This window comes from Stenotrophomonas pavanii (genome assembly GCF_900101175.1).
GTDB classification, from domain to species: Bacteria; Pseudomonadota; Gammaproteobacteria; order Xanthomonadales; family Xanthomonadaceae; genus Stenotrophomonas; species Stenotrophomonas pavanii.
In genome coordinates this window covers 50,607-72,811 of record NZ_FNFQ01000001.1, presented here as the reverse complement: position 1 = coordinate 72,811, position 22,205 = coordinate 50,607, and the positions used below count along the sequence as shown (strand labels likewise).

20 protein-coding genes are annotated in these 22,205 nt (G+C 67.7%); 12 read left to right on the top strand and 8 right to left on the bottom strand.

Annotated elements, in window-relative coordinates:
* Nucleotides 1–21: 21 nt before the first annotated feature.
* From kynU to asnS, 7 genes are all read right to left on the bottom strand, one after another.
* The gene (gene kynU / locus BLS66_RS00410; RefSeq protein ID WP_074724852.1) at nt 22–1,296 is read right to left on the bottom strand and encodes a kynureninase; all 1,275 of its coding nucleotides are present in this window, start codon (nt 1,294–1,296) and stop codon (nt 22–24) included.
* A gap of 162 nt (nt 1,297–1,458) precedes the next feature.
* Entirely contained in the window at nt 1,459–1,980 is a 522-nt protein-coding gene (locus BLS66_RS00405) for a 3-hydroxyanthranilate 3,4-dioxygenase (protein WP_074724851.1), read from the bottom strand.
* Nucleotides 1,981–1,999: 19 nt separating this feature from the next.
* Nucleotides 2,000–2,662, bottom strand: a complete 663-nt coding sequence (gene can / locus BLS66_RS00400; RefSeq protein ID WP_049465839.1) for a carbonate dehydratase — start codon at nt 2,660–2,662, stop codon at nt 2,000–2,002.
* A 74-nt stretch (nt 2,663–2,736) separates the two neighbouring features.
* Nucleotides 2,737–3,375 carry an FMN-binding negative transcriptional regulator gene (locus BLS66_RS00395; protein WP_049465841.1) on the bottom strand — a complete coding sequence of 213 codons (639 nt, stop codon included), beginning with the start codon at nt 3,373–3,375 and terminating at the stop codon, nt 2,737–2,739.
* Nucleotides 3,376–3,382: 7 nt separating this feature from the next.
* Nucleotides 3,383–3,697: a hypothetical protein gene (locus BLS66_RS00390; RefSeq protein WP_049465843.1), complete on the bottom strand. Its 315-nt coding sequence runs from the start codon at nt 3,695–3,697 to the stop codon at nt 3,383–3,385.
* Nucleotides 3,698–3,704: 7 nt separating this feature from the next.
* The gene (locus BLS66_RS00385) at nt 3,705–4,004 is read right to left on the bottom strand and encodes a hypothetical protein (protein ID WP_005417403.1); all 300 of its coding nucleotides are present in this window, start codon (nt 4,002–4,004) and stop codon (nt 3,705–3,707) included.
* A 30-nt stretch (nt 4,005–4,034) separates the two neighbouring features.
* Nucleotides 4,035–5,429, bottom strand: a complete 1,395-nt coding sequence (asnS, locus tag BLS66_RS00380; protein ID WP_057493207.1) for an asparagine--tRNA ligase — start codon at nt 5,427–5,429, stop codon at nt 4,035–4,037.
* A 129-nt stretch (nt 5,430–5,558) separates the two neighbouring features.
* On the opposite strand from asnS, the gene BLS66_RS00375 reads away from it, so the two are divergent.
* From BLS66_RS00375 to zipA, 6 genes are all read left to right on the top strand, one after another.
* On the top strand, nt 5,559–5,897 hold the full coding sequence (locus tag BLS66_RS00375) for a HesB/IscA family protein (protein WP_049428383.1): 339 nt from the start codon (nt 5,559–5,561) through the stop codon (nt 5,895–5,897).
* Between the two features lie 220 nt (nt 5,898–6,117).
* Complete coding sequence (rpsF, locus tag BLS66_RS00370; protein ID WP_006452997.1) at nt 6,118–6,555, top strand: 30S ribosomal protein S6; 438 nt, start codon at nt 6,118–6,120, stop codon at nt 6,553–6,555.
* 11 nt (nt 6,556–6,566) lie between these two features.
* A complete protein-coding gene (rpsR, locus tag BLS66_RS00365) occupies nt 6,567–6,797 on the top strand; it encodes a 30S ribosomal protein S18 (protein WP_002804494.1) in 231 nt (76 codons plus the stop codon).
* A gap of 105 nt (nt 6,798–6,902) precedes the next feature.
* Nucleotides 6,903–7,352 carry a 50S ribosomal protein L9 gene (rplI, locus tag BLS66_RS00360; RefSeq protein ID WP_043398478.1) on the top strand — a complete coding sequence of 150 codons (450 nt, stop codon included), beginning with the start codon at nt 6,903–6,905 and terminating at the stop codon, nt 7,350–7,352.
* Between the two features lie 259 nt (nt 7,353–7,611).
* A complete protein-coding gene (gene smc / locus BLS66_RS00355) occupies nt 7,612–11,115 on the top strand; it encodes a chromosome segregation protein SMC (protein ID WP_074724850.1) in 3,504 nt (1,167 codons plus the stop codon).
* A 46-nt stretch (nt 11,116–11,161) separates the two neighbouring features.
* Nucleotides 11,162–11,902, top strand: a complete 741-nt coding sequence (gene zipA / locus BLS66_RS00350) for a cell division protein ZipA (RefSeq protein ID WP_057493205.1) — start codon at nt 11,162–11,164, stop codon at nt 11,900–11,902.
* Nucleotides 11,903–12,004: 102 nt separating this feature from the next.
* Here the strand turns inward: zipA and BLS66_RS00345 are convergent, their stop codons facing one another.
* Nucleotides 12,005–13,129: a pyridoxal phosphate-dependent aminotransferase gene (locus BLS66_RS00345; protein ID WP_049465848.1), complete on the bottom strand. Its 1,125-nt coding sequence runs from the start codon at nt 13,127–13,129 to the stop codon at nt 12,005–12,007.
* Nucleotides 13,130–13,261: 132 nt separating this feature from the next.
* Between BLS66_RS00345 and ligA the strand changes: the two genes are divergently transcribed.
* The 6 genes from ligA to gyrA all read left to right on the top strand — a co-directional run bounded on the left by ligA (nt 13,262) and on the right by gyrA (nt 22,135).
* Entirely contained in the window at nt 13,262–15,733 is a 2,472-nt protein-coding gene (ligA, locus tag BLS66_RS00340) for an NAD-dependent DNA ligase LigA (protein ID WP_208596505.1), read from the top strand.
* Nucleotides 15,734–15,783: 50 nt separating this feature from the next.
* Nucleotides 15,784–16,269, top strand: a complete 486-nt coding sequence (locus BLS66_RS00335) for a GNAT family N-acetyltransferase (protein ID WP_074724848.1) — start codon at nt 15,784–15,786, stop codon at nt 16,267–16,269.
* Nucleotides 16,266–17,222 carry an EF-P lysine aminoacylase EpmA gene (epmA, locus tag BLS66_RS00330; protein ID WP_057493204.1) on the top strand — a complete coding sequence of 319 codons (957 nt, stop codon included), beginning with the start codon at nt 16,266–16,268 and terminating at the stop codon, nt 17,220–17,222. The genes BLS66_RS00335 and epmA overlap by 4 nt, the downstream gene beginning before the upstream one ends.
* 138 nt (nt 17,223–17,360) lie before the next feature.
* The gene (locus BLS66_RS00325) at nt 17,361–18,092 is read left to right on the top strand and encodes a DUF3011 domain-containing protein (protein ID WP_049465856.1); all 732 of its coding nucleotides are present in this window, start codon (nt 17,361–17,363) and stop codon (nt 18,090–18,092) included.
* Nucleotides 18,093–18,139: 47 nt separating this feature from the next.
* The gene (gene mtnA, locus BLS66_RS00320) at nt 18,140–19,204 is read left to right on the top strand and encodes an S-methyl-5-thioribose-1-phosphate isomerase (RefSeq protein ID WP_053460803.1); all 1,065 of its coding nucleotides are present in this window, start codon (nt 18,140–18,142) and stop codon (nt 19,202–19,204) included.
* A gap of 216 nt (nt 19,205–19,420) precedes the next feature.
* A complete protein-coding gene (gene gyrA, locus BLS66_RS00315; RefSeq protein ID WP_057493202.1) occupies nt 19,421–22,135 on the top strand; it encodes a DNA gyrase subunit A in 2,715 nt (904 codons plus the stop codon).
* The last annotated feature ends 70 nt before the right edge of the window (nt 22,136–22,205 follow it).

Below are 22,205 nucleotides of genomic sequence, written 5' to 3'. Positions count from 1 at the left end.
AGCAGCAGGAAAGGGGCCGACTCAAAGGCCTGCCCAGGCTTCCACTTCCTCGACGAAGTGGTGCACGTCCAGGTAGCGGTTGTAGAGCGGGGTGGGCGAGATGCGGATCACGTCGGGTTCGCGCCAGTCGCCCAGTACGCCGATGCCGCGCAGGTGTTCGAACAGCGCACGCCCCCGTTCGCGGCCGCCGATCACGCGCAGCGACAACTGGCAGCCGCGGCGCTGCGGGTCGGCCGGGGTGATGATGTCCAGCACCTGGGGCAGGCGCGCGCGCACCAGTGCTTCGAGCATGCCGGTCAGCGCCAGCGACTTGCTGCGCAGTGCGTCCATGCCCGCGCGCTCGAACAGGTCCAGCGAGGCCCGCAGGGGCGCCAGGCCGAGGATCGGCGGATTGCTCAACTGCCAGCCTTCGGCACCGATCGCCGGGGTGAACTGCGGCGCCATCTGGAAGCGGGTGGCTTCCTCATGCCCCCACCAGCCGGCAAAGCGCGGCAGGGTGGTGTCGCGATGGTGGCGCTCGTGCACGAACGCCCCGGCCACCGCCCCCGGGCCACTGTTGAGGTACTTGTAGTGGCACCACACGGCAAAATCCGGGGCCACGTCATGCAGGCGCAGCGGCAGGTTCCCCACCGAATGCGCCAGGTCGAAGCCGATGCGCGCGCCCTGCAGGCGGGCGGCGCGGGTGATCGCATCGAGGTCGAAGGCCTGGCCGGTGCGGTACTGCACACCGGGCCACAGCACCAGCGCCAGGCGCGGGCCGTGCTCGGCGATGGCACGTTCGATCGCGTTCAGCGAGATCGTGCCGTTGCCTTCGTCCGGTTGCACTTCCACCAGGCACTCTGCCGGGTCGAAGCCATGGAAGCGGATCTGTGCTTCCACCGCGTGGCGGTCGGTGGGGAATGCGCCGGCTTCCATCAGGATCACCGGGCGCTGCGTGCTCGGCCGGTAAAAGCTGACCATCATCAGGTGCAGGTTCACGCTGAGCGTGTTCATCGCCACCACTTCGCTGGGCAGCGCGCCGACCACGCGGGCCAGCTGCGCGCTGACCAGGCGGTGGTACGACAACCACTGCGTCGGCCCGGTGAAGTGGCCTTCCACGGCCAGTTCGCCCCACTGCTTCATCACTTCCTGCACCGCCGCCTGCGCGCCGCGCGGCTGCAGGCCCAGCGAATTGCCGACGAAGTAGGTCTGCTCTCCGCCACCATGGCGCGGAATCAGGAATTCACTGCGCAGTGGGCGCAGTGGATCGGCGGCGTCCAGGGCAATGGCATGGGTGCGGCTGAGCAGGTCGGACATGGTCGGGCAACAGGCTGCAACGGGACCGCCAGTGTAGCGCCTGGGGCATGGCCCGGTAGCAGCCGACCGGGCACCAGCGCCGCGTGATCCGGTAGTCGCCAACCTTGGTTGGCGCACGTACAAGAAAGCGCCCACCAAGGTGGGCAACTACCGTTCGCTGGCTCAGCCCGCCGCTGGCGCCGGCAGCGGATCCACGTGCCCGCACTGGCCGCAGGTGCGCAGCTCCAGGCTGGCGTGATAGCGCGCAAACACCTTGGGCAGGTCGGTCTCGATGTTCTGCAGCGCGAAGAACTCTTCGTGCAGCTTGTGGTTGCAGCGTTCGCAGTGCCAGATCACGCCGTCCTTCTCGTGCGGCAGGCGCTTGCGCTCCACCACCAGGCCGATGCCGCCGGGCGGGCGCCGCGGTGAGTGCGGCACCCGGGCCGGCAGCAGGAAGATCTCGCCGGCGCGGATCGGGATGTCGCGCACCGCGCCGTCCTCCTGCACCTTCAGCACCATCTCGCCTTCGAGCTGGTAGAACCACTCCGGGCCTTCATCGTAGTGGTAGTCGGTGCGCGAATTCGGCCCACCGACCACCATCACGATGAAATCGCCGTTGTCGATCATCTTGTTGCCCACCGGCGGCTTCAGCAGGTGGCGGTTCTCTTCGATCCAGGCGTGCAGGTTGATCGGCGAAGCGAGCATGGTCGTGGTCCGTGGGGGTTCAGTCGCGCCGGCCCTGGCGGGGCACGAAGGACAGCGCCTTTTCATAGGCCGGTTTCAACTCTTCCGGTGCACCGACGTCGATGCCCATCTCGCTGACCCGGCCGTTCTTCAGGCTGTAGACCCAGCCGTGCACCATCAGCTTCTGGCCGCGGGCCCAGGCGTCCTCCACGATGGTTGAACGGCACAGGTTGGCGACCTGCTCGATCACGTTCAGTTCGCACAGGCGCGCGTGCTTCAGCTCGTCATCCTCGATCGCGTCGAGGATGCCCTGGTGCTTCTGCACCACGTCGCCGACATGACGCAGCCAGTTGTCGGCCAGGCCGACGCGGGTATTGTGCAGGCAGGCGTGCACGCCGCCGCAACCGTAGTGGCCGACGATCAGGATGTGCTTCACCTTCAGCTGGTCCACCGCGTACTGCACCACGCTCAGGCAGTTCAGGTCGCTGTGTGCCACCACGTTGGCGACGTTGCGATGCACGAAGACCTCACCCGGCGCCATGCCGATGATCTGGTTGGCCGGCACCCGCGAGTCGGAGCAGCCGATCCACAGGTATTCCGGATGCTGCTGCTTGGACAGGTGCTGGAAGAACTCAGGGTCCTCCTTGGCGATGCGGTCGGCCCAGTCGCGGTTGTTCTGCAGCAGGCGGTGGATGTCTTTCATGTGCGGTATCCCTGGCGTCGGGTGGTGGCAAGGCGCGGCCGTTCTGGTCGCGCTGTCGCGGGAAGCTGAGGTGATCAGCCGCTGGAGGCGGACTGTTCACGGTGCCAGCGCATCCACTGCGCCAGCTCATGGGAGGACGGGGTGGCGAGCGCGTCCAGTGCGGTGATCACGGCCTGCTGGTTGGCGTCGGGATGGTTCTGGCTGAGTTTCAGCTTCAGCTGTACGTGTTCAACCTGGAAGCGGAAGCCGACGATGGCGCGCAGCTCCGGGCCGTGTTCGGCGCGCGCGGCATCGAACCGCCAGGCCTGGCCGACGCTGGCTTCGAAACGGTCGCTGATCGCGCCGACCAGTTCAGCCAGCGCACCGGCATCGTCGAACGTGTGCAGCTGGCCGCGCAGCTCGGCAGCCGCATAGTTCCAGGTCGGCACCCGCGCAGCAGGCTCCTTGTCCGGGTACCAGCTGGCCGAAACATAGCCGTGCGGTCCATCGACCAGCACCTTGGCGGTGCCGCGGTGGCGCGACTGCGGGTTGGCGCGGGCCCAATGCCCGCACAGTTCGATGCGATCGCCGTCACGCCGGTACAGCACCGGCATCCGGGTCAGCTCTGGCAGGCCATCGCCGCCGGTCGTGAGCACGGTGACGAACGGGTCGCGTGCCAGCAGGCGGTCCAGCCAGAGCAGGTCGGTCTCGGCGAAGGCGCGCGGGGTGAACATGCCAGGGTCAGGCGCGCCCGCCGAGCGACTGGATCATGCGGCCACGCAGGCCCTCGTCGCTGTCGGCCTGCGGCGGCTGCACTTCGTGCAGGCTGAAGCCGCGCACCAGCGCGTCTTCCTCGTCCAGGCCGTCGTACTCGACGAATTCGGCGTCGAACAGCTGCGAACGCGCGGTGTCTTCGCTGTCATAACTCAGCGTATTGCCATCGCTGTCGAGCACTTCGGCGGTGCCGGCCGGGCGCACGCGCAGGCGCGCCCAGATCAGGGTGTTGCCGAGGCTGGCCAGCCACCAGCTGTCGCGCGAGACGGAGATGTCATTCATGGATGCGTTACCAGAGCGAGGCCAGCCAGAGCAGGGCGGCCATGCCCAGTCCGGCCAGCAGGGTCAGCAGCGATACCCAGGCCGGCGTCGCCAGCCCGGACAGCGAGCGGTCCGGTTGCTGGCGATAATCACGGCGCAGCAGCCAGGCCAGGGCATCGGGCTTGAGGAAGGCGCCGCTGCCAAAGCGCTCGGCGAGCGCCGGATGGCGGTCGCGCACGTGCACCAGGGTCAGCGGCCAGAAGATCACGAAGGCACTGAACCCGGCCACTGCAACGCCGACGAAACAGAGGGCGAAGAACAGGGTCATGGGGGCAGCACCTCCGTGGTCGTGTGGGGCTTAGAAGTCCGCGCTGCCCGGGGCGCGCGGGTAGGGGATCGCATCGCGGATGTTGGACAGGCCGCAGACGTACACCACCAGGCGCTCAAAGCCCAGGCCGAAGCCCGCGTGCGGCACCGAACCGTAGCGGCGGAAATCGCGGTACCAGCTGTAGTGCTCGCGGTCCAGGCCGAACTGGGCCATGCGCGCGTCCAGCACGTCCAGGCGCTCTTCGCGCTGGCTGCCGCCGATGATCTCGCCGATGCCCGGGGCCAGCACGTCCATCGCGGCGACAGTCTTGCCGTCGTCGTTCAGGCGCATGTAGAAGGCCTTGATGTGCTCCGGGTAGTTGGTCACCACCACCGGGCGCCCGACATGTTCCTCGGTCAGCCAGCGCTCGTGCTCGGTCTGCAGGTCCAGGCCCCATTCGACCGGGAAGTCGAACTTCCTGCCGGACTTCTGCAGCAGGCTGACCGCATCGGTGTAGTCGATGCGCTCGAACGGCGCATTGATGAAGTCTTCCAGCTTGGTGATCGCGTTCTTGTCCACGCGCTCGGCGATGAAGGCCAGGTCGTCGCTGCGTTCGTTCAGCACCGCGCGGAACAGGTACTTCAGGAACTCTTCGGCCAGGCGCGCGTCTTCGGCCAGGTCGGCGAAGGCGATTTCCGGCTCGATCATCCAGAACTCCGCCAGGTGGCGGGTGGTGTGGCTGTTCTCGGCGCGGAAGGTCGGACCGAAGGTATAGACCTTGCTCAGCGCCAGGCAGTAGGCCTCGACGTTCAGCTGGCCGGACACGGTCAGGAAGGTTTCCTTGCCGAAGAAGTCGCGGCTGAAATCGATCGCGCCCTTCTCGTCACGCGGCAGGTTCACCATGTCCAGGGTGGACACGCGGAACATCTGGCCGGCGCCTTCGGCGTCGGAGGTGGTGATGATCGGGGTGCTGATCCAGTTGAAGCCGTTCTCGTGGAAGAAGCGGTGCACGGCCTGGGCCAGGCAGTTGCGGATGCGGGTGACCGCCCCGAACAGGTTGGTGCGCGGGCGGAGGTGGGCCACTTCGCGCAGGAATTCCGGCGACATCGGCTTGGGCTGGATCGGGTAGGTCAGCGGGTCCTCGACCCAGCCGACCACCTCCAGCGTGCTGGCCTGGATCTCGAACGACTGGCCCTTGCCCTGCGACTTCACCAGGGTGCCGGTGGCGATGACCGAACAGCCGCTGGTCAGGCGCTTGATCTCGTCGAAGTTGCCCAGGCTGTCGTTGGCCACCACCTGGATCGGGGCGAAGCAGGAGCCGTCGCTCACATTCACGAAGGCCAGATTCGCTGAACCGCGCACCGTGCGCACCCATCCGCGTACCGTGACTTCGCCGCCTTCCGGGATCTTCCCGGCAAGCGCATGTTCAACGCTGACCACCGTCATGACTTGAATCCTCTGCTGATCGACTCGATCTGTGAACACGGGAGTTTACCGGTTGCAGCGTTCCGCTTGCGAGGCATTTTTCGCGGCAACGGCTCCTTATAATGTCCCTGTATCTCTGGAGTAGTCCCCATGGCCGTCAGCCTGACCCCCATTGCCTTCGAGCGCGTGCAGCGCTTCGTCGCCCAGACCCCCGGCGCGCTGGGCCTGCGTTTCGGCGTGACCAAGACCGGCTGTTCCGGCTGGGGCCACGTGACCGACCTGGCCCGCGATGAGCGCGAGGGCGATACCGTGTTCGAGCAGGACGGCGTGAAGATCTACGTCGACGCCAAGAGCCTGGCGCTGGTGGACGGCACGGTGATCGACTTCGGCAAGCACGGCCTGAGCGAGACCTTCACGTTCAGCAACCCGAACGCCACCGCCGAGTGTGGCTGCGGCGAGAGCTTCACCACCGACGCCGACAAGGCCTGAGGGCCCGGCGGGACCTGATCGTTCTGGTGGCGCCCCACCCGGCTTGGCTGGGCGCCCGCCCCCGGTTCAGGGCGCCAGGTGACCCACCGGTTGCCCGGCAACCCCATCTGCGCCATAATACGCGGCTTCCTGCCTCCCTGGCGGGAACCCTTGCCCCACCGCGGTCTCAACGGCGGGGGGCTGTCCGGCCGCAAGGCCACATCCGAAAGGTAGAAAAAACATGAGTCGTCATTACGAAATCGTGTTCATGGTCCACCCGGACCAGAGCGAGCAGGTCCCGGCCATGATCGAGCGCTACAAGTCGCTGGTCGAGAACGGCAACGGCACCATCCACCGTCTGGAAGACTGGGGCCGCCGCCAGCTGGCGTACCCGATCCAGAACCTGGTGAAGGCCCACTACGTGCTGATGAACATCGAAGCCGACCAGGCCGTTCTGAACGAACTGACCGAGAGCTTCCGCTTCAACGACGCCGTGCTGCGCAACCTGGTCATCAAGCGTGACGAGGCTGACACCGAGCAGTCGCTGATCATGAAGAGCAAGGACGAGAAGGGTGACAAGCCGGAGCGCGGTGAGCGCCGTCGTCGTGACGACGAAGAAGGCGAGTCCACCACCACCGCTGACAACGAAGCCGGCGACGACGCCGCTTCCGCCGCCTAAGGAGCCTTCCCATGTCCAAGTTCTTCCGTCGCCGCAAGTTCTGCAAGTTCACGGCTGAAGGTGTGAAGGAGATCGACTACAAGGATCTCAACACCCTGCGCCAGTACCTGACCGAGAACGGCAAGATCGTGCCGAGCCGCGTCACCGGTACCAAGTCGAAGTACCAGCGCCAGCTGGCGACCGCCGTCAAGCGCGCTCGCTTCCTGGCCCTGATCCCGTACACCGACAACCACGACGTCTGATGCCCGGCGGGGCGGCCCGGTGCCGCCCCCGCTGTGCCAGCTATTCGGACAGCCTTTGTTGCGGGGCATCGCCTCGCTAACGAATAACTTATCTGGAGCAATACCATGCAGCTGATCCTCCTGCAGAAAGTCACCAACCTCGGCAACCTGGGCGACCTGGTCGACGTGAAGCCGGGCTACGGCCGTAACTTCCTCGTGCCGCAGGGCAAGGCCGTGCCGGCCACCGAGAGCAACAAGGCCGAGTTCGAAGCCAAGCGCGCCGAATACGAAGCCAAGGCCCAGGCCATCCACGCCGAAGCTGACGCCCGCAAGGCCAAGCTGGACGGCGCGAGCGTGACCATCCCGGCCAACGCTTCGACCGAAGGCAAGCTGTACGGCTCGGTCGGCGCCCGCGAAATCGCCGATGCCTTCACCGCTGCCGGCCTGCCGGTCAGCAAGAGCGAAGTCATCCTGGGCGAAGGCGCCTTCCGCAACATCGGCGAGTACGACGTGCTGATCCACCTGCACGCCGACGTCGAGACCACCGTCAAGGTCGTCGTCGTCGCCGAAGCCTGATCCCACGCCGCAAGGCCTGGCATCACCGCAGAACGGGCGCCCGCAAGGGTGCCCGTTTTGTTTTATGGCTCCGTTTCGTGGCGTCGGGCCACGTCTGGCCGGCGGGGTGGGGCTGGACAATGTTCCACGCCCATTCGTAGAACACGGCTACATCGGTATACTCAGGGCGTCACACCCGATCCACGGGCATCGATCCCAGCAGGATCAATGACTTGGAGGGTAAACGCAGGCCGCTTGCCGGCCCCAGTCCGGAACCCCTATGCGTCTTTCCACGATCAAGCTGTCCGGCTTCAAGTCGTTCGTCGATCCGACCACCCTTCACCTGCCGACCAACATGACCGGCGTGGTGGGGCCCAATGGCTGCGGCAAGTCGAACATCATCGACGCCGTGCGCTGGGTCATGGGCGAGAGCTCGGCCAGCCGCCTGCGCGGCGACTCGCTGACCGACGTGATCTTTTCCGGTTCCAATGCCCGCAAGCCGGTGTCGCAGGCCACGGTCGAGCTGATCTTCGACAACTCCGACCACACGATCTCCGGCGAGTACGCCTCGTTCAACGAAATCTCGGTCAAGCGCACGGTCAGCCGCGACGGTACCGGCAACTACTACCTCAACGGCACCAAGTGCCGCCGCCGCGACATCACCGACCTGTTCCTCGGCACCGGCCTGGGCCCGCGCAGCTACTCGATCATCGAGCAGGGCATGATCAGCCAGATCATCGAGGCGCGCCCGGAAGACCTGCGTGTGTACCTGGAAGAGGCAGCCGGCATCTCCAAGTACAAGGAGCGCCGCAAGGAAACCGAGACCCGCATCCGCCACACCCGCGAGAACCTGGACCGGCTGGGCGACCTGCGCGACGAGATCAGCAAGCAGCTGGAGCACCTCAAGCGCCAGGCCAAGCAGGCCGAGCAGTACCAGGCCCTGCAGGAAGAGCGCCGGGTCAAGGACGCCGAGTGGAAGGCGCTGGAATTCCGCGGCCTCGACGGACGCCTGTCCAAGCTGCGCGAAGGGTTGTCGCAGGAAGAAACGCGGCTGCAGCAGCTGATTGCCGACCAGCGTGATGCCGAAGCCCGCATCGAAACCTCGCGCGCGCGGCGCGAAGAGGCTGCCGACGCGCTCAATACCGCGCAGGCGGCGGTCTACCAGGTCGGCAGTACGCTGGCGCGCCTGGAACAGCAGATCCAGCACCAGCGCGAGCTGTCGCAGCGCCTGCACAAGGCGCGCGATGAAACGCAGCAGGCGCTGGCCGAACTGGGCCAGCACATCAGCGGCGACGAGGCTAGGCTGAGCGTGCTGCGCGAGGCGGTGGAGGCCGCCACCCCGCAGCTGGAAGCCCTGCAGGAAGAGAACGAAATCAAGCAGGAAAGCCTGCGCGAGGCCGAAGAACGGCTGGCCAGCTGGCAGCAGCGCTGGGAACAGCACACCTCGCAGAGTTCGGAGGCCTCGCGCGCCGGCGATGTCGAGCGCACGCGCGTGGACTACCTCGACAAGCAGATCCTCGATGCCGACCGGCGTCGTGAAGCCCTGGCCGCCGAGCGCGCCGGGCTGGACGTGGACGCGCTGGAGGAATCCTTCGAGCAGCTGCACCTGCAGCACGACACGCAGAAGGCCGCGCTGGATGAACTGAGCGAAGACGTCGAGCTGCGCAAGCAGGGCGTGGCAGCCGTGCAGGAACAGCAGCGCAATGGCCAGAACGAACTGGCCGAACTGCGCAAGCAGGCCAACGGCCTGCGCGGCCGCCTGGCCTCGCTGGAAACCCTGCAGCAGGCCGCGCTGGGCCAGGAGCAGGGCGCGGCCGTCGCCTGGCTGAAGGCGCGCGGGCTGGATTCGGCGGCGCGCGTCGGCGAGCGCCTGGACGTGGATGCCGGCTGGGAAAACGCGGTGGAGAGCGCGCTCGGCCAGTTGATCGAAGGCGTGCTGGTCGATGACCCGGCCAGCCTGGTCGACGCGCTTGGCGAGCTGGGCGACGGCCACCTCGCGCTGGTCGCCAACGACGATGCCGAACTGAAGGTTGCACCCACCTCGCTGGCCGCACGCGTGCGTGGCCCGGCGGCGATCCGTCGGCTGCTGGCACACCTGCATGCGGCCCGCGACCTGTCCGAGGCGAAGGCGCTGCAGGCCAGCCTGCCCGAAGGCGATTCGATCATCACACAGAGCGGCGAGCGCCTGGGCCGGGGCTGGCTGCGCGTGTCGCGCTCCGGTGCCGCCGAGCAGGGCGCGCTGCTGCGCGAACGTGAGATCCAGGAACTGCGCGAGCAGATCGAACAGCTGCAGGACCACGAGGCCGAACTGGAAGACCAGCTGGCCGGTTTCCGCGAGCAGCTGCAGGCGGCCGAACAGCAGCGCGAGGACGCGCAGCGCGCGCTCTACCAGGCCCATCGCGCGGTGTCCGAACTGGCCGGCCAGTTGCAGGGCCAGCAGGGCAAGGTGGAGGCTGCACGCACGCGCATTGACCGCATCGAAGGCGAGCTGAAGCAGCTGCAGGAAACGATTGAAGCCAACAACGAGCAGGCGCGCGAAGCGCGCTCGCGGTTGGAGAACGCGGTCAGCAGCATGGGTGACCTGGAGTCGACCCGGCAGCGGCTGGAGGGCGAGCGCCGCCAGCTGACCGAGGCCCGCGACCTGGCCCGCGATGCCGCCCGTGCGGTGCGCGAGCGCTCGCATGCGCTGGCACTGACCCTGGAATCACAGCGCGCGCAGCTGGCCTCGTTGAGCCAGGCGCTGGAGCGCATGGGCACCCAGCGTGGGCAGTTGGATTCGCGACTGGGCGAGCTGCACTCGCAGCTGGACGAAGGTGACTCGCCGGTCGAAGCGCTGCAGGCCGAACACCAGAACGCGCTGGAAGAGCGCGTGCGCGCCGACCGCGTGCTGACCGAGGCGCGGACGCTGCTGGACGGCATCGACGCCGAGCTGCGCAACTACGAGCAGACCCGCCACCAGCGCGACGAACAGGCGCTGGCCCAGCGCGAGCGGATTTCGCAGCGCAAGCTGGACCAGCAGGCACTGGTGCTCAGCGCCGACACCCTGCAGGCGGCGGTGGAAAAGGCCGGCTTCGTGCTGCAGGACGTGCTCAACGCACTCCCCGAGGATGCGCGCCTGGGCGACTGGGAGCAGGCCGTGCATCAGATCGACGCACGCATGCGCCGGCTGGAGCCGGTCAACCTTGCAGCCATCCACGAGTACGGCGAGGCTTCGCAGCGTTCGGATTACCTGGATTCGCAGCACGCGGACCTGACCACCGCGCTGGAAACCCTGGAAGACGCGATCCGCAAGATCGATCGCGAGACCCGCGGCCGCTTCAAGGACACCTTCGACCGCGTCAACGCCGGCGTGCAGGCGCTGTACCCGCGCCTGTTCGGTGGCGGCCATGCTTACCTGGAGCTGACCGGTGAAGACCTGCTCGATACCGGCGTGACCATCATGGCGCGCCCGCCGGGCAAGCGCGTGTCCAGCATCTCGCTGCTGTCCGGCGGCGAGAAGGCGATGACCGCCGTGGCGCTGGTGTTTGCCATCTTCCAGCTGAATCCGGCGCCGTTCTGCCTGCTGGACGAGGTGGACGCACCGCTGGACGAAGCCAACGTCGGTCGCCTGGCCAACATGGTCAAGGAAATGAGCGAGAAGGTGCAGTTCCTGTTCGTCAGCCACAACAAGGCGACGATGGAGGCGGCGCACCAGCTCTCGGGCGTGACCATGCGCGAGCCGGGCGTCAGCCGCCTGGTGAGCGTGGACCTGGAAGAAGCCGCGCGATTGGCGGGCGCGGCCTGACGTGCCATCCTAGTTACCTGAATGAACTAGCCGGAGAACCTATCGAATGTCCGACACGGCACTGTTGCGCATCGGCATCCTGGCCGCCGGCCTGCTGTTGATCGCCGCGATCTTCCTGTTTGGCCGTCCGAAGAAGAAGCCCCAGGGGCGCCGCGTGGAAAGCGCGGAGCCGACCAGCGGCGAGCGCCGTGAGCCGGTGCTGGGCGACGATGGCGTCGTCGTGGCCGATGGCCGCGTCGAGCCGGGCATGGGCGGGGAGGGGGAGCAGGCCGAGCTTGGCCTGGCCGACACCGACCCGGCCGCGGCCAGCGACCTTGGCAAGCGCACCACCCAGGACTTCGACAAGATCGTCTCGCTGTTCGTGGCCGCCCGGGCCGGCGAGCAGCTGCGCGGTGAAGACATCGTGGTGGCGGCGGAAAAGACCGGCCTGGTGTTCGGCCACATGAACGTGTTCCACCGCCTGGTGGAAGGCCACCCCGAACGCGGCCCGATCTTCTCGATGGCCAGCATCATGAAGCCGGGCAGCTTCGACATGGCCAACATCCGCGCCATGGAAACCCCGGCCATTGCCTTCTTCCTGACGCTCCCAGCGCCGCTGACCGCGCTGGACGCCTGGGAGAAGATGCTGCCCACCGTGCAGCGCATGGCCGAGCTGCTCGATGGCGTGGTGCTGGACGACAGCCGCAATGCCCTGGGGCGCCAGCGCATCGCACACATCCGTGACGAGCTGCGCGCCTACGATCGCCAGCACCAGGCACCGCCGCTGACCAAGACCCCGCGCTGGTAAGGGCATTTCTTCGGTGTGCCGACCACAACGGTCGGCACTCACAACGGTCGATCCACGCCATGCGTGGATAGGGCGAACCAAGGTTCGCCCCCACCATCAGGGTCACGCCGGTACGCCGGCCACCTTGGCGAACGCCCGGCGGAACGCGGCCATCTCGCCTTCGGTGCCGACCGTCACGCGCACGCGCTGCGGCCAGATCGGCCAGCTGCGTCCAATCACCACGCCGTTGTCGGCCATGGCCTTGGCGAACGCGCTGCCATCGCGCTGCACATCGACCACGAAGCAGTTCGCCTCCGAGGGCACGCAGCTGAAGCCACGCTTGCCGAGCCAGGCGATGGTGGCCTGCCGCACCCTTGCATTCTGCAGGCGTCGCTGCGGGATCAGCTGCGGGTCGCGCAGGCTGGCCAGTGCAGCGGCCAGGGCCGGCACCGGCAGCGGATTGTCGCCCAGCCCGGCCAGCTCGCGCAGGCGGTCGGGATGGGCCGCTGCCACGCCCAGGCGCAGGCCGGCCATGCCGTACAGCTTGGAGAACGTGCGCAGCACGATCAGGTCGTCGCGCTGTGCCACCTGCGCGATCAGGCTGGGCTGCTCGCTGTACTGCAGGTAGGCCTCGTCGACCAGCACGCGGGTGGAGGCGGGCTTGTGGGCCATCAGCCAGGCGAGCTCATCCGGTGCGCTGATCGAACCGGTCGGGTTGTTCGGATTGCACACATACAGCAGCCCGGTCGGCCGGGCATGTGCGGCGGCGACCATCGCGCGCAGGTCATGTGCACCGTCGTCGCGCAGCGGCACCTTCTGCACGTGCGCGCCTCGTGCGGCGGCCACCTCGCCCAGCGTCTCGAAGGTCGGGTCGGCCACCACCAGTCCCGACTGCGGGCCGGTCCACAGCACGGCGGCACGGTTCAGCGGTTCGCTGGAGCCCGGATAGAGGCGCACGTGATCAGCGGGGATGCGCGCCTGTTCGATGAAGGCATCGCGTACCTGGCCGGCCAGCGCGAAGCGGTAGCGACCGCACCCGGCGATGCTGTCGCGTGCCGCCTGTTGGGCCGCGGGGGAGGGCCCGTAGGGGCACTCGTTGAAATTCAGCAGCACCGCACCTTCGGCAGCAGCGGTGCGGGCGGCTGTCGCGGGTTGGGCATGGCCGGGCTGCGCCAGCCCGGTACCGGCGACGGCGAGGCCGGCGCCGGCCAGTTGCAGGAAGCGTCGACGGGAAGCAGGCAGGGTCACGGGCAGGATTCCGAGGGGCGACCGTCGCACGCTAGCGCCGGCAGGGGTGGGGCGGCAAGCTGCAGAAGCGGCGGCATTACAGGGCCTGACGGCCGGGCGCGGTAGAATCCCCGGCCATCCCAGAACCACCGGATCCCGATGAGCCCCAGCCCCGCCGAACGCGCCGACGTCCTCCGCCGGCAGATCGCCCAGGCCAACCGCGCCTACCACGAGCTGGACGCGCCGGAGATCCCCGACATCGACTACGACCGGATGGTGCGCGAGCTGGAAACGCTGGAGCGCGAACACCCGGAACTGGCCCGTGCCGACAGCCCGACCCAGCAGGTCGGTGCACGCCCCTCCGGCCGCTTCCCCGAAGTGCGCCACGCGGTGCCGATGCTGTCGCTCTCCAATGCCTTCAACGACGAAGAGGTGGCTGATTTCGTGCGCCGCATCGACGAGCGCCTGGGCCGTCGCAGCCTGCGGTTCTCGGCCGAGCCGAAGATGGATGGCCTGGCGATCAGCCTGCGTTACGAGGATGGGCACTTCGTGCTCGGGGCGACCCGCGGCGATGGCACGACCGGCGAGGACGTGACCGCCAACCTGCGCGAGATCGGCGATATTCCCAAGCGCCTGCACGGCAAGGACTGGCCGGACGTGCTGGAGGTGCGTGGCGAGGTCTACATGGCCCGCGCCGACTTCGAGGCCTACAACGAACGTGCGCGCCAGCAGGGCGGCAAGGTGCTGGCCAATCCACGCAACGCGGCGGCCGGTTCGCTGCGCCAGCTCGACCCGAAGATCAGCGCGCAGCGCAGGCTGAGCTTCTTCGCCTACGGCACCGGCGAAGTGCAGGGCGGCGAACTGCCGGACACCCATTCTGGCACGCTGGCCCAGCTCGGCGCCTGGGGTTTTCCGGTCAGCGCGCTGTGCCAGGTCGTGGAAGGCACCGACGGCCTGCTCGGTTATTACCGCATGATCGGCGAACAGCGTGACGGCCTGCCGTTCGACATCGATGGCGTGGTCTACAAGCTCGATGACCGCGCTGGCCAGCAGGCGATGGGCTTCGTTTCGCGTGCGCCACGCTGGGCCATCGCGCACAAGTTCCCGGCGCAGGAGCAGAGCACCACCGTCGAAGCGATCGAGATCCAGATCGGCCGCACCGGCGCTGCCACGCCGGTCGCGCGGCTGGCCCCGGTGGCGGTCGCCGGCGTGATCGTATCCAACGCCACCCTGCACAACGCCGACCAGATCGCGCGCCTGGACGTGCGCGTCGGCGACAGCGTGATCGTGCGCCGCGCCGGCGATGTGATCCCGGAAGTGGTCAGCGTCATCCTCGACCGCCGCCCGCAGGGCACCACGCCCTGGCAGATGCCGACGCGCTGCCCGGTCTGCGGCTCGGAGATCGTGCGCGAGGAAGGTGCCGCGGCGTGGCGCTGTTCCGGTGAGTTGTCCTGCCCGGCGCAGCGCAAGGAAGCCATCGCCCATTTCGCGTCGCGGCGCGCGATGGACATCGATGGCCTCGGTGACAAGTACATCGAAACCCTGGTCGACGCCGGCATCGTCACCAGCGTGGCTGATCTTTACCGCCTCAATCGCGACCAGCTGCTGCACCTGAAGCTGGTGCTGGATGCTGAAGACCCATCCGCGCTCGCGGCCGCGCTGAAGCCGCACCTGCCTGCCGAGGGCAGTGGTGCAGTGCTCACGGCGGTGCTCAGGCTGGACGGCAACGATCCGGGCTGGCGCGCACAGGCGTTGGCGCAGCCGGCCAGCTTCGAATGGAACACCAGAAAGATCGCCACCAAGTGGGCCGACAACCTGATCGCTGCAATCGACGCCAGCCGCGCCGCCACGCTTGAGCGCCTGCTGTTCGCACTGGGCATCGAGCACGTCGGCGAGAGCACGGCCAAGGCGCTGGCGCAGTGGTTCGGTGACCTGGAGCTGATCCGCCATCTGCCGTGGCCGTTGTTCAAGCGCGTGCCGGACATCGGCGGCGAAGTGGCCCGTTCGCTCGGCCATTTCTTCGAGCAGCCGGGCAACCAGCAGGCCATCGACGACCTGCTGCAGGTCGGCCAGGTGCGCATCAGTGACGTTCATGCGCCCAGCGCCCGGCTGCGCGAGGGGCTGGATCTGGCGCAGCTGCTGGTCGAGGCCGAGATCCCCGGCATCACCCGCCTGCGTGCGGAGAAGCTGGCAGCGGCGCTTCCCAGCGCGCAGTCCGTGCTCGATGCGGAGCACGGCCAGTTCGTCAACGCCGGTCTGCCGGACGACACCGCGCGCGGCCTGGCCGCCTGGCTGGACGCCGAGGGCCATGGTGCGATGCTGTTGGCCGCCGAGAAGGCGATGCGGGAGATCCTGGCCAAGGCGCCGGCGCTGGCGGAGATCGTGGCGGGTCCGCTGGATGGGCAGACCGTGGTGCTGACCGGCACGTTGGCCCAGCTCACCCGCGATGTGGCCAAGGAGCGCCTGGAGGCACTGGGCGCCAAGGTCTCCGGCAGCGTGTCGAAGAAGACCAGCTTCGTGGTTGCCGGCACCGAGGCCGGCTCCAAGCTGGACAAGGCGCAAGCACTGGGCGTGCCGGTCTGGGATGAGGATCGCCTGCTGGCCTACCTTGCCGAACACGAATGACGATTCCGCCGGGCGCCCGTGCACCCGGCATGAAATACAAAGGAGTACCCATGCAGACCGCCCCGCTCGATTTCCGCCTGGCCACCCGTGCCGACGAGGAACGGCTGATCGCGTTGATGCGCGAGTTCTACGCCGAAGACCGGATCGACTTCGACGACGAGCGTGTGCGCCGCGGCGTGGATGCGTTGCTGGCCGACCCGCGCAACGGTGAAGTGCTGCTGTGGCTGGACGAGGCGGCTGAAGTGGTCGGCTATGCGGTGATCGCGATGGGCTTCAGCCTGGAGCAGGGCGGGCATTTCATGCTGCTGGACGAGCTGTACCTGAGCCATCGCGCACGTGGGCGTGGACGTGGCAAGCAGGCGCTGGCGATCTGCGAGCAGCGGGCACGTGGGCGTGGGGTCAGCCGCCTGCGCCTGGAAGTGAACCACCATAACGAACTGGCCCGCCGCCTGTACCTGGCCAGCGGCTACATCGACGACACCCGTGACCTGCTGACCCTGCCCCTGGACCATCCGCGCCCGGAGGGCATCCTGTGAGCGAAGCCCTGCTGCGTGCACTGCGGCAGCGTGCCGCGCTCAATGCGCTGGTGCGCCGCTTCTTCGCCGAGCGTGATGTGCTGGAAGTGGAAACGCCGATCCTGTCGGTCGCGGGCAACACCGAGCCGAACATCGACAGTTTCCATACCGACTTCAGCGGCCACGTCGACGCCGGTGGCCGCCGTCGCTGGTTGCGCACGTCCCCGGAGTATCCGCTCAAGCGCCTGCTCGCCGCTGGCGTTGGCGACTGCTATGAACTGGGCCGCGTGTTCCGCAACGGCGAAGCGGGTGGCCGCCACAATCCGGAATTCACCATGCTGGAGTGGTATCGAGTCGGCTGGGACCACCACCGCTTGGTGCAGGAAACCGCCGAGCTGGTCAGCCAGGCGCTGGCCCTGGTCGGGCGCCGTGCAACCCTGCGCGTGCTGAGCTACCGCGAGCTGTTCCAGCAGCATGTCGGCGTGGACCCGTTCGAGGCTGACGAGGCTGCGTTGCGCGCCGCGCTCGGCGACGTGCATATCGACCCGGTCGGGCTGACCCGCGATGACTGGCTGGACCTGCTGATGACCCACCGTATCCAGCCGCAGTTCGATGACGCGGTGATGACCGTGGTGCATGACTGGCCGGCCAGCCAGGCGGCACTGGCACGCATCCGCGAGGGTACGCCGCCGCTGGCTGAACGTTTCGAGCTGTACCTGGGCGCAGTGGAGCTGGCCAACGGCTATCACGAACTGAACGATGCCGACGAGCAGCGCAGCCGTTTCCTGCGCGACCAGCAGCGACGCCATGCGCGCGGGCAGGTGCAGCCGGCGCTGGATGAGGCGCTGCTGGCGGCGTTGCCGTCGATGCCCGCCTGTGCCGGCGTGGCGGTGGGTGTTGATCGCCTGCTGATGGCGATGAACCGCACGCCGCGCATTGCCGACGTGCTGGCATTCGACTTCGCCCACGCGTGACCGTCGCGCCTTTCTGAACACCGGAGGCTGAACGGATCGACGCTCCTGCGCGCTTGCGTCGGTAAGCAGGATGATGCTCTTATCACGGCCAATGCCGGACACTGGCATGCAGTTCATCCATTCCTGGTGGGGAAGGCTTTGGTCAAGTGGTTCGCGGTTGTTGCGGCACCGGTGTACTCCATTGCGCTCTGGGGTGCCTGGCTGCCGTCGCCGGCGTCGGCCCAGCAGGTGGGCTACGACGGCGAAGTGGTGACCTGCGAATCGCGCGACATGGGCTGGGTGCACTGCGATATCGAGGTCGCCAACGGCGTCGACCTGGTGCGCCAGCTGTCCAGCAACAGCTGCATCCGTGGCAGCGAGTGGGGCACTGACCGCAGTGGCGTCTGGGTCACCCTGGGCTGCCGGGCCGAGTTCCGCGCCCGGCGCGCAGCGGGCGCGGCCCCGCCTGCGGACAGCGCCGGCAAGCGGCTGGTGCGCCGCGTGGTGCGCTGCGAATCCAATGGCCGTCCGCAGAGCTGCCCGGTGCGCCTGGATGGCGCCCCCGTGCGCCTGCTGCGCCAGCTGTCGGTGCTGCCATGCCGCGAGGGGCAGGGGTGGGGCTACAAGCGCAATGAGATCTGGACCAGCCGCGGTTGCCAGGGCGATTTCGAAGTGGCCGACGATGATGGCCGCTTCGTCGACATGCCGCGTCGCCTGACCTGCGAATCGAAATCGAAGAAGCGGCGTTTCTGCGGCGCCAGCATCTCCGTTGGCGCGGTCGTGTCCGAGCAGCTGTCGAGCACGCCGTGCGAGGAAGGCAGTACCTGGGGCTGGAGCCGCAACGGCATCTGGGTGGACGGCGGCTGCCGCGCCGAATTCTCGGTGAATTGAGCCCGGGCGGGCTCCAACGCTGCCGGGCGTGGCCCTACAATGGGCCCATGAACACTGCCTCCGACATCGACTACGCCCGTTATGACCACATCCGCCCGATCCTGTGGACCGGCGATGCCCTGCAACTGCTGGACCAGCGCAAGCTGCCGTTCGTGGTCGAGCATGTGGTCTGCCATGACAGCGACGAGGTTGCCAGCGCCATCCATGCGTTGACCGTGCGCGGCGCGCCGGCCATCGGCATCGCCGCCGCTTGGGGCGTGGTGCTGGCCGCCCGCGGGGTGCAGGCCGCCGACGGTGCGCACGCCCTGCAGCAGCTGGAACCGGCGTTGCAGCGGCTCAATGCCTCGCGCCCGACCGCAGTCAACCTGGCGTGGGCGCTGGCGCGCATGCGCCGTTGCCTGCACGCCGCCGGCGCCGACTGGAAGGCACTGCTGGAGGCCGAAGCGCAGGCCATCGCCGAGGAAGACCTGGCCGCCAACCGCCACATGGGCGCGCTGGGCGCCGGCCTGATCGAGGCCGGCAGCGGCGTGCTGACCCATTGCAACACCGGCTCGCTGGCCACCGCAGGCTTCGGCACCGCGCTGGGCGTGATCCGTGCCGGCATGGCCCAGCACCGCATCGCCCGCGTCTTCGCCGGCGAGACCCGGCCGTGGCTGCAGGGCGCGCGCCTGACGGTGTGGGAGCTGCAGCAGGATGGAATCGACGCCACCCTGATCGCCGATTCGGCCGCCTCGCACCTGATGAAGACCGGCGCCGTGCAGTGGGTGATCGTGGGCGCGGACCGCATCTGCGCCAATGGTGACACCGCCAACAAGATCGGCACCTACCAGCTGGCCATCGCCGCCCGCCACCACGGGGTCAAGTTCATGGTGGTTGCGCCGTCCTCGACCGTGGACATGGAGACCGTGGACGGCAGCCAGATCGAGATCGAGCAGCGTGATCCGGGCGAGCTGTACGGCGTGGGCGGCACCCGCACCGTCGCCGAGGGCATTGCCGCCTGGAACCCGGTGTTCGACGTCACCCCGGGCGAGCTGATCGACGCCATCGTGACCGAGCGCGGGGTGATCCTGAACCCGACCGCCGAGAACATGCGCGCCGCCTTCGGCGGCTGAGGCGCAGGGGAGGGCGGCGCGACCGCCGCCCCGGTAGTGCCGGCCGCTGGCCGGCAACCCCCTAAGTTCCTGATTTGTGCCGGTAAAATCCCCGTAAAGGCAGGCGGAAAACAGCCCGTTGTGGTAGTATCCACAGGTTGAATCGAGGTTCCGGCGCGACCCCCCTCCCGCAGAGGGCTGCGCCGGACTGGACCGCTACCAGACAACGGAACCCGAATGGCAGAAACCGCCAAGGAAATCATCCAGGTCAACCTGGAAGACGAGATGCGCAAGAGCTACCTCGATTACGCGATGAGCGTGATCGTGGGGCGCGCGCTGCCGGATGCGCGCGACGGCCTCAAGCCGGTGCATCGTCGCGTGCTGTACGCGATGAACGAACTCAACGCGCACAGCAACAAGCCCTACTTCAAGTCGGCGCGTATCGTCGGTGACGTCATCGGTAAGTACCACCCGCATGGCGATCAGTCGGTGTACGACACGCTGGTGCGCCTGGCACAGCCGTTCTCGCTGCGCTACATGCTGGTCGACGGCCAGGGTAACTTTGGTTCGATCGACGGCGACTCCGCTGCGGCGATGCGATACACCGAGGCGCGCATGTCGCGCCTGGCGCATGAGCTGATGGCCGACATCGACAAGGAAACCGTCGATTTCCAGCCCAACTACGATGAAAAGGAACTGGAGCCGACGGTCATGCCGACCCGGTTCCCGAACCTGCTGGTCAATGGTTCGGCCGGTATCGCGGTGGGCATGGCGACCAACATCCCGCCGCACAACCTGAGCGAGTCGATCAATGCCTGCATCGCGCTGATCGACAACCCGGAAATCGATGTCGACGGCCTGATGGAGTACATCCCGGGCCCGGATTTCCCGACTGCCGGCATCATCAACGGCACCGCCGGCATCGTCGCCGGCTACCGCACCGGCCGTGGCCGCGTGCGTATCCGTGCCAAGGCCGACATCGAAGTGGCCGACAACGGCCGCGAGTCGATCATCGTCACTGAAATTCCTTACCAGGTGAACAAGGCGCGTCTGATCGAGAAGATCGCCGAGCTGGTCAAGGAAAAGAAGATCGAAGGCATCAGCGAGCTGCGCGATGAGTCCGACAAGGACGGCATGCGCATCTACATCGAGATCAAGCGCGGTGAATCTGCCGAGGTTGTGCTGAACAACCTGTACCAGCAGACGCAGATGGAATCGGTGTTCGGCATCAACATGGTGGCGCTGGTCGATGGCCGCCCGCAGTTGATGAACCTCAAGCAGATGCTGGAGGCGTTCGTTCGCCACCGCCGCGAAGTGGTCACCCGCCGCACCGTGTTCGAGCTGCGCAAGGCGCGCGCCCGTGCCCACGTGCTGGAAGGCCTGACCGTCGCGCTGGCCAACATCGACGAGATGATCGAACTGATCAAGACCTCGCCGAACCCGAACGAAGCGCGCGAGCGCATGCTGGCACGCGTGTGGGAGCCCGGCCTGGTCGGTGCGATGCTGGGTGCCGCCGGTGCCGAAGCCTCGCGTCCCGAAGACCTGCCCAAGGGCGTGGGCCTGATCGAGGGCGGCTACCAGCTGACCGAGATCCAGGCCACCCAGATCCTGGAAATGCGCCTGCACCGCCTGACCGGGCTGGAGCAGGACCGCCTGACCGACGAGTACAAGCAACTGCTGGAAGTGATCGCCGGGCTGATCCACATCCTGGAAGATCCCGACCGCCTGCTGCAGGTGATCCGCGAGGAACTGGTCAACGTCAAGGCCGAGTTCGGCGACGAGCGCCGCACCGAGATCCGCCACAGCGAAGAGGACCTGGACATCCTCGACCTGATCGCGCCGGAAGACGTGGTGGTCACGCTGTCGCACGCCGGCTACGTCAAGCGCCAGCCGGTCAGTGCCTACCGCGCACAGCGCCGCGGCGGGCGTGGCCGCAGCGCGGCGGCGACCAAGGAAGAGGACTTCATCGAACAGCTGTGGCTGGTCAACACGCATGACACGCTGCTGACCTTCACCAGTTCGGGCAAGGTGTTCTGGCTGCCGGTCTACCAGCTGCCCGAAGCCGGTTCCAACGCCCGCGGCCGTCCGATCATCAACTGGATCCCGCTGGAGCCGGGCGAACGCGTGCAGGCCGTGCTGCCGGTGCGCGAATACGCCGATGGCCAGTTCGTGTTCTTCGCCACCCGGAACGGCACGGTCAAGAAGACCCCGCTGGGCGAGTTCGCCTTCCGCCTGGCCCGCGGCAAGATCGCGATCAACCTCGACGAGGGTGATGCCCTGGTCGGCGTCGGCCTGACCGACGGCGAGCGCGACATCCTGCTGTTCGCCTCCAACGGCAAGACCGTGCGCTTCGGTGAGGACAAGGTCCGCTCGATGGGCCGTACCGCCACCGGCGTGCGCGGCATCAAGATGCCGCCGGGCGAGGAAGTGGTCAGCCTGATCGTGGCCGAGAGTGCCGGTGGCATCGAGGACGAGAACGAGGACGACAATGGTGTCGAGGACGCCGCGGCCAGCGCTGATGCGGTGATCGACGGCGCCGATGACAGCAGCGTGCAGTACATCCTCACCGCCACCGAGAACGGCTATGGCAAGCGCACCCCGTTGCCGGATTACCCGCGCAAGGGGCGTGGCACGCAGGGTGTGATCGGCATCCAGACCACTGAGCGCAACGGCAAGCTGGTCGCCGCAGTGCTGATGGGCTCCAGCGACGAAGTCCTGCTGATCTCCGATGGCGGGACCCTGGTGCGTACGCGTGGTTCGGAAATCAGCCGCGTCGGCCGCAACACCCAGGGCGTCACCCTGATCCGCCTGTCCAAGGATGAGAAGCTGCAGGCGGTGGAGCGCATGGACGCCTCGATCGACGAGGACGAGGACGAGGTGGCCGTGGCGGCCCCGGCCACGACCGACGGCGCCCCGGCCGCTGCCAGCAGCGAGGACGCCGCGCAGGACTGATCCTGCCGCGAGCCTGAGGTACCCGACGACGCCGGCCCTGTGCCGGCGTCGTCGTATCCGGATGCCGCCC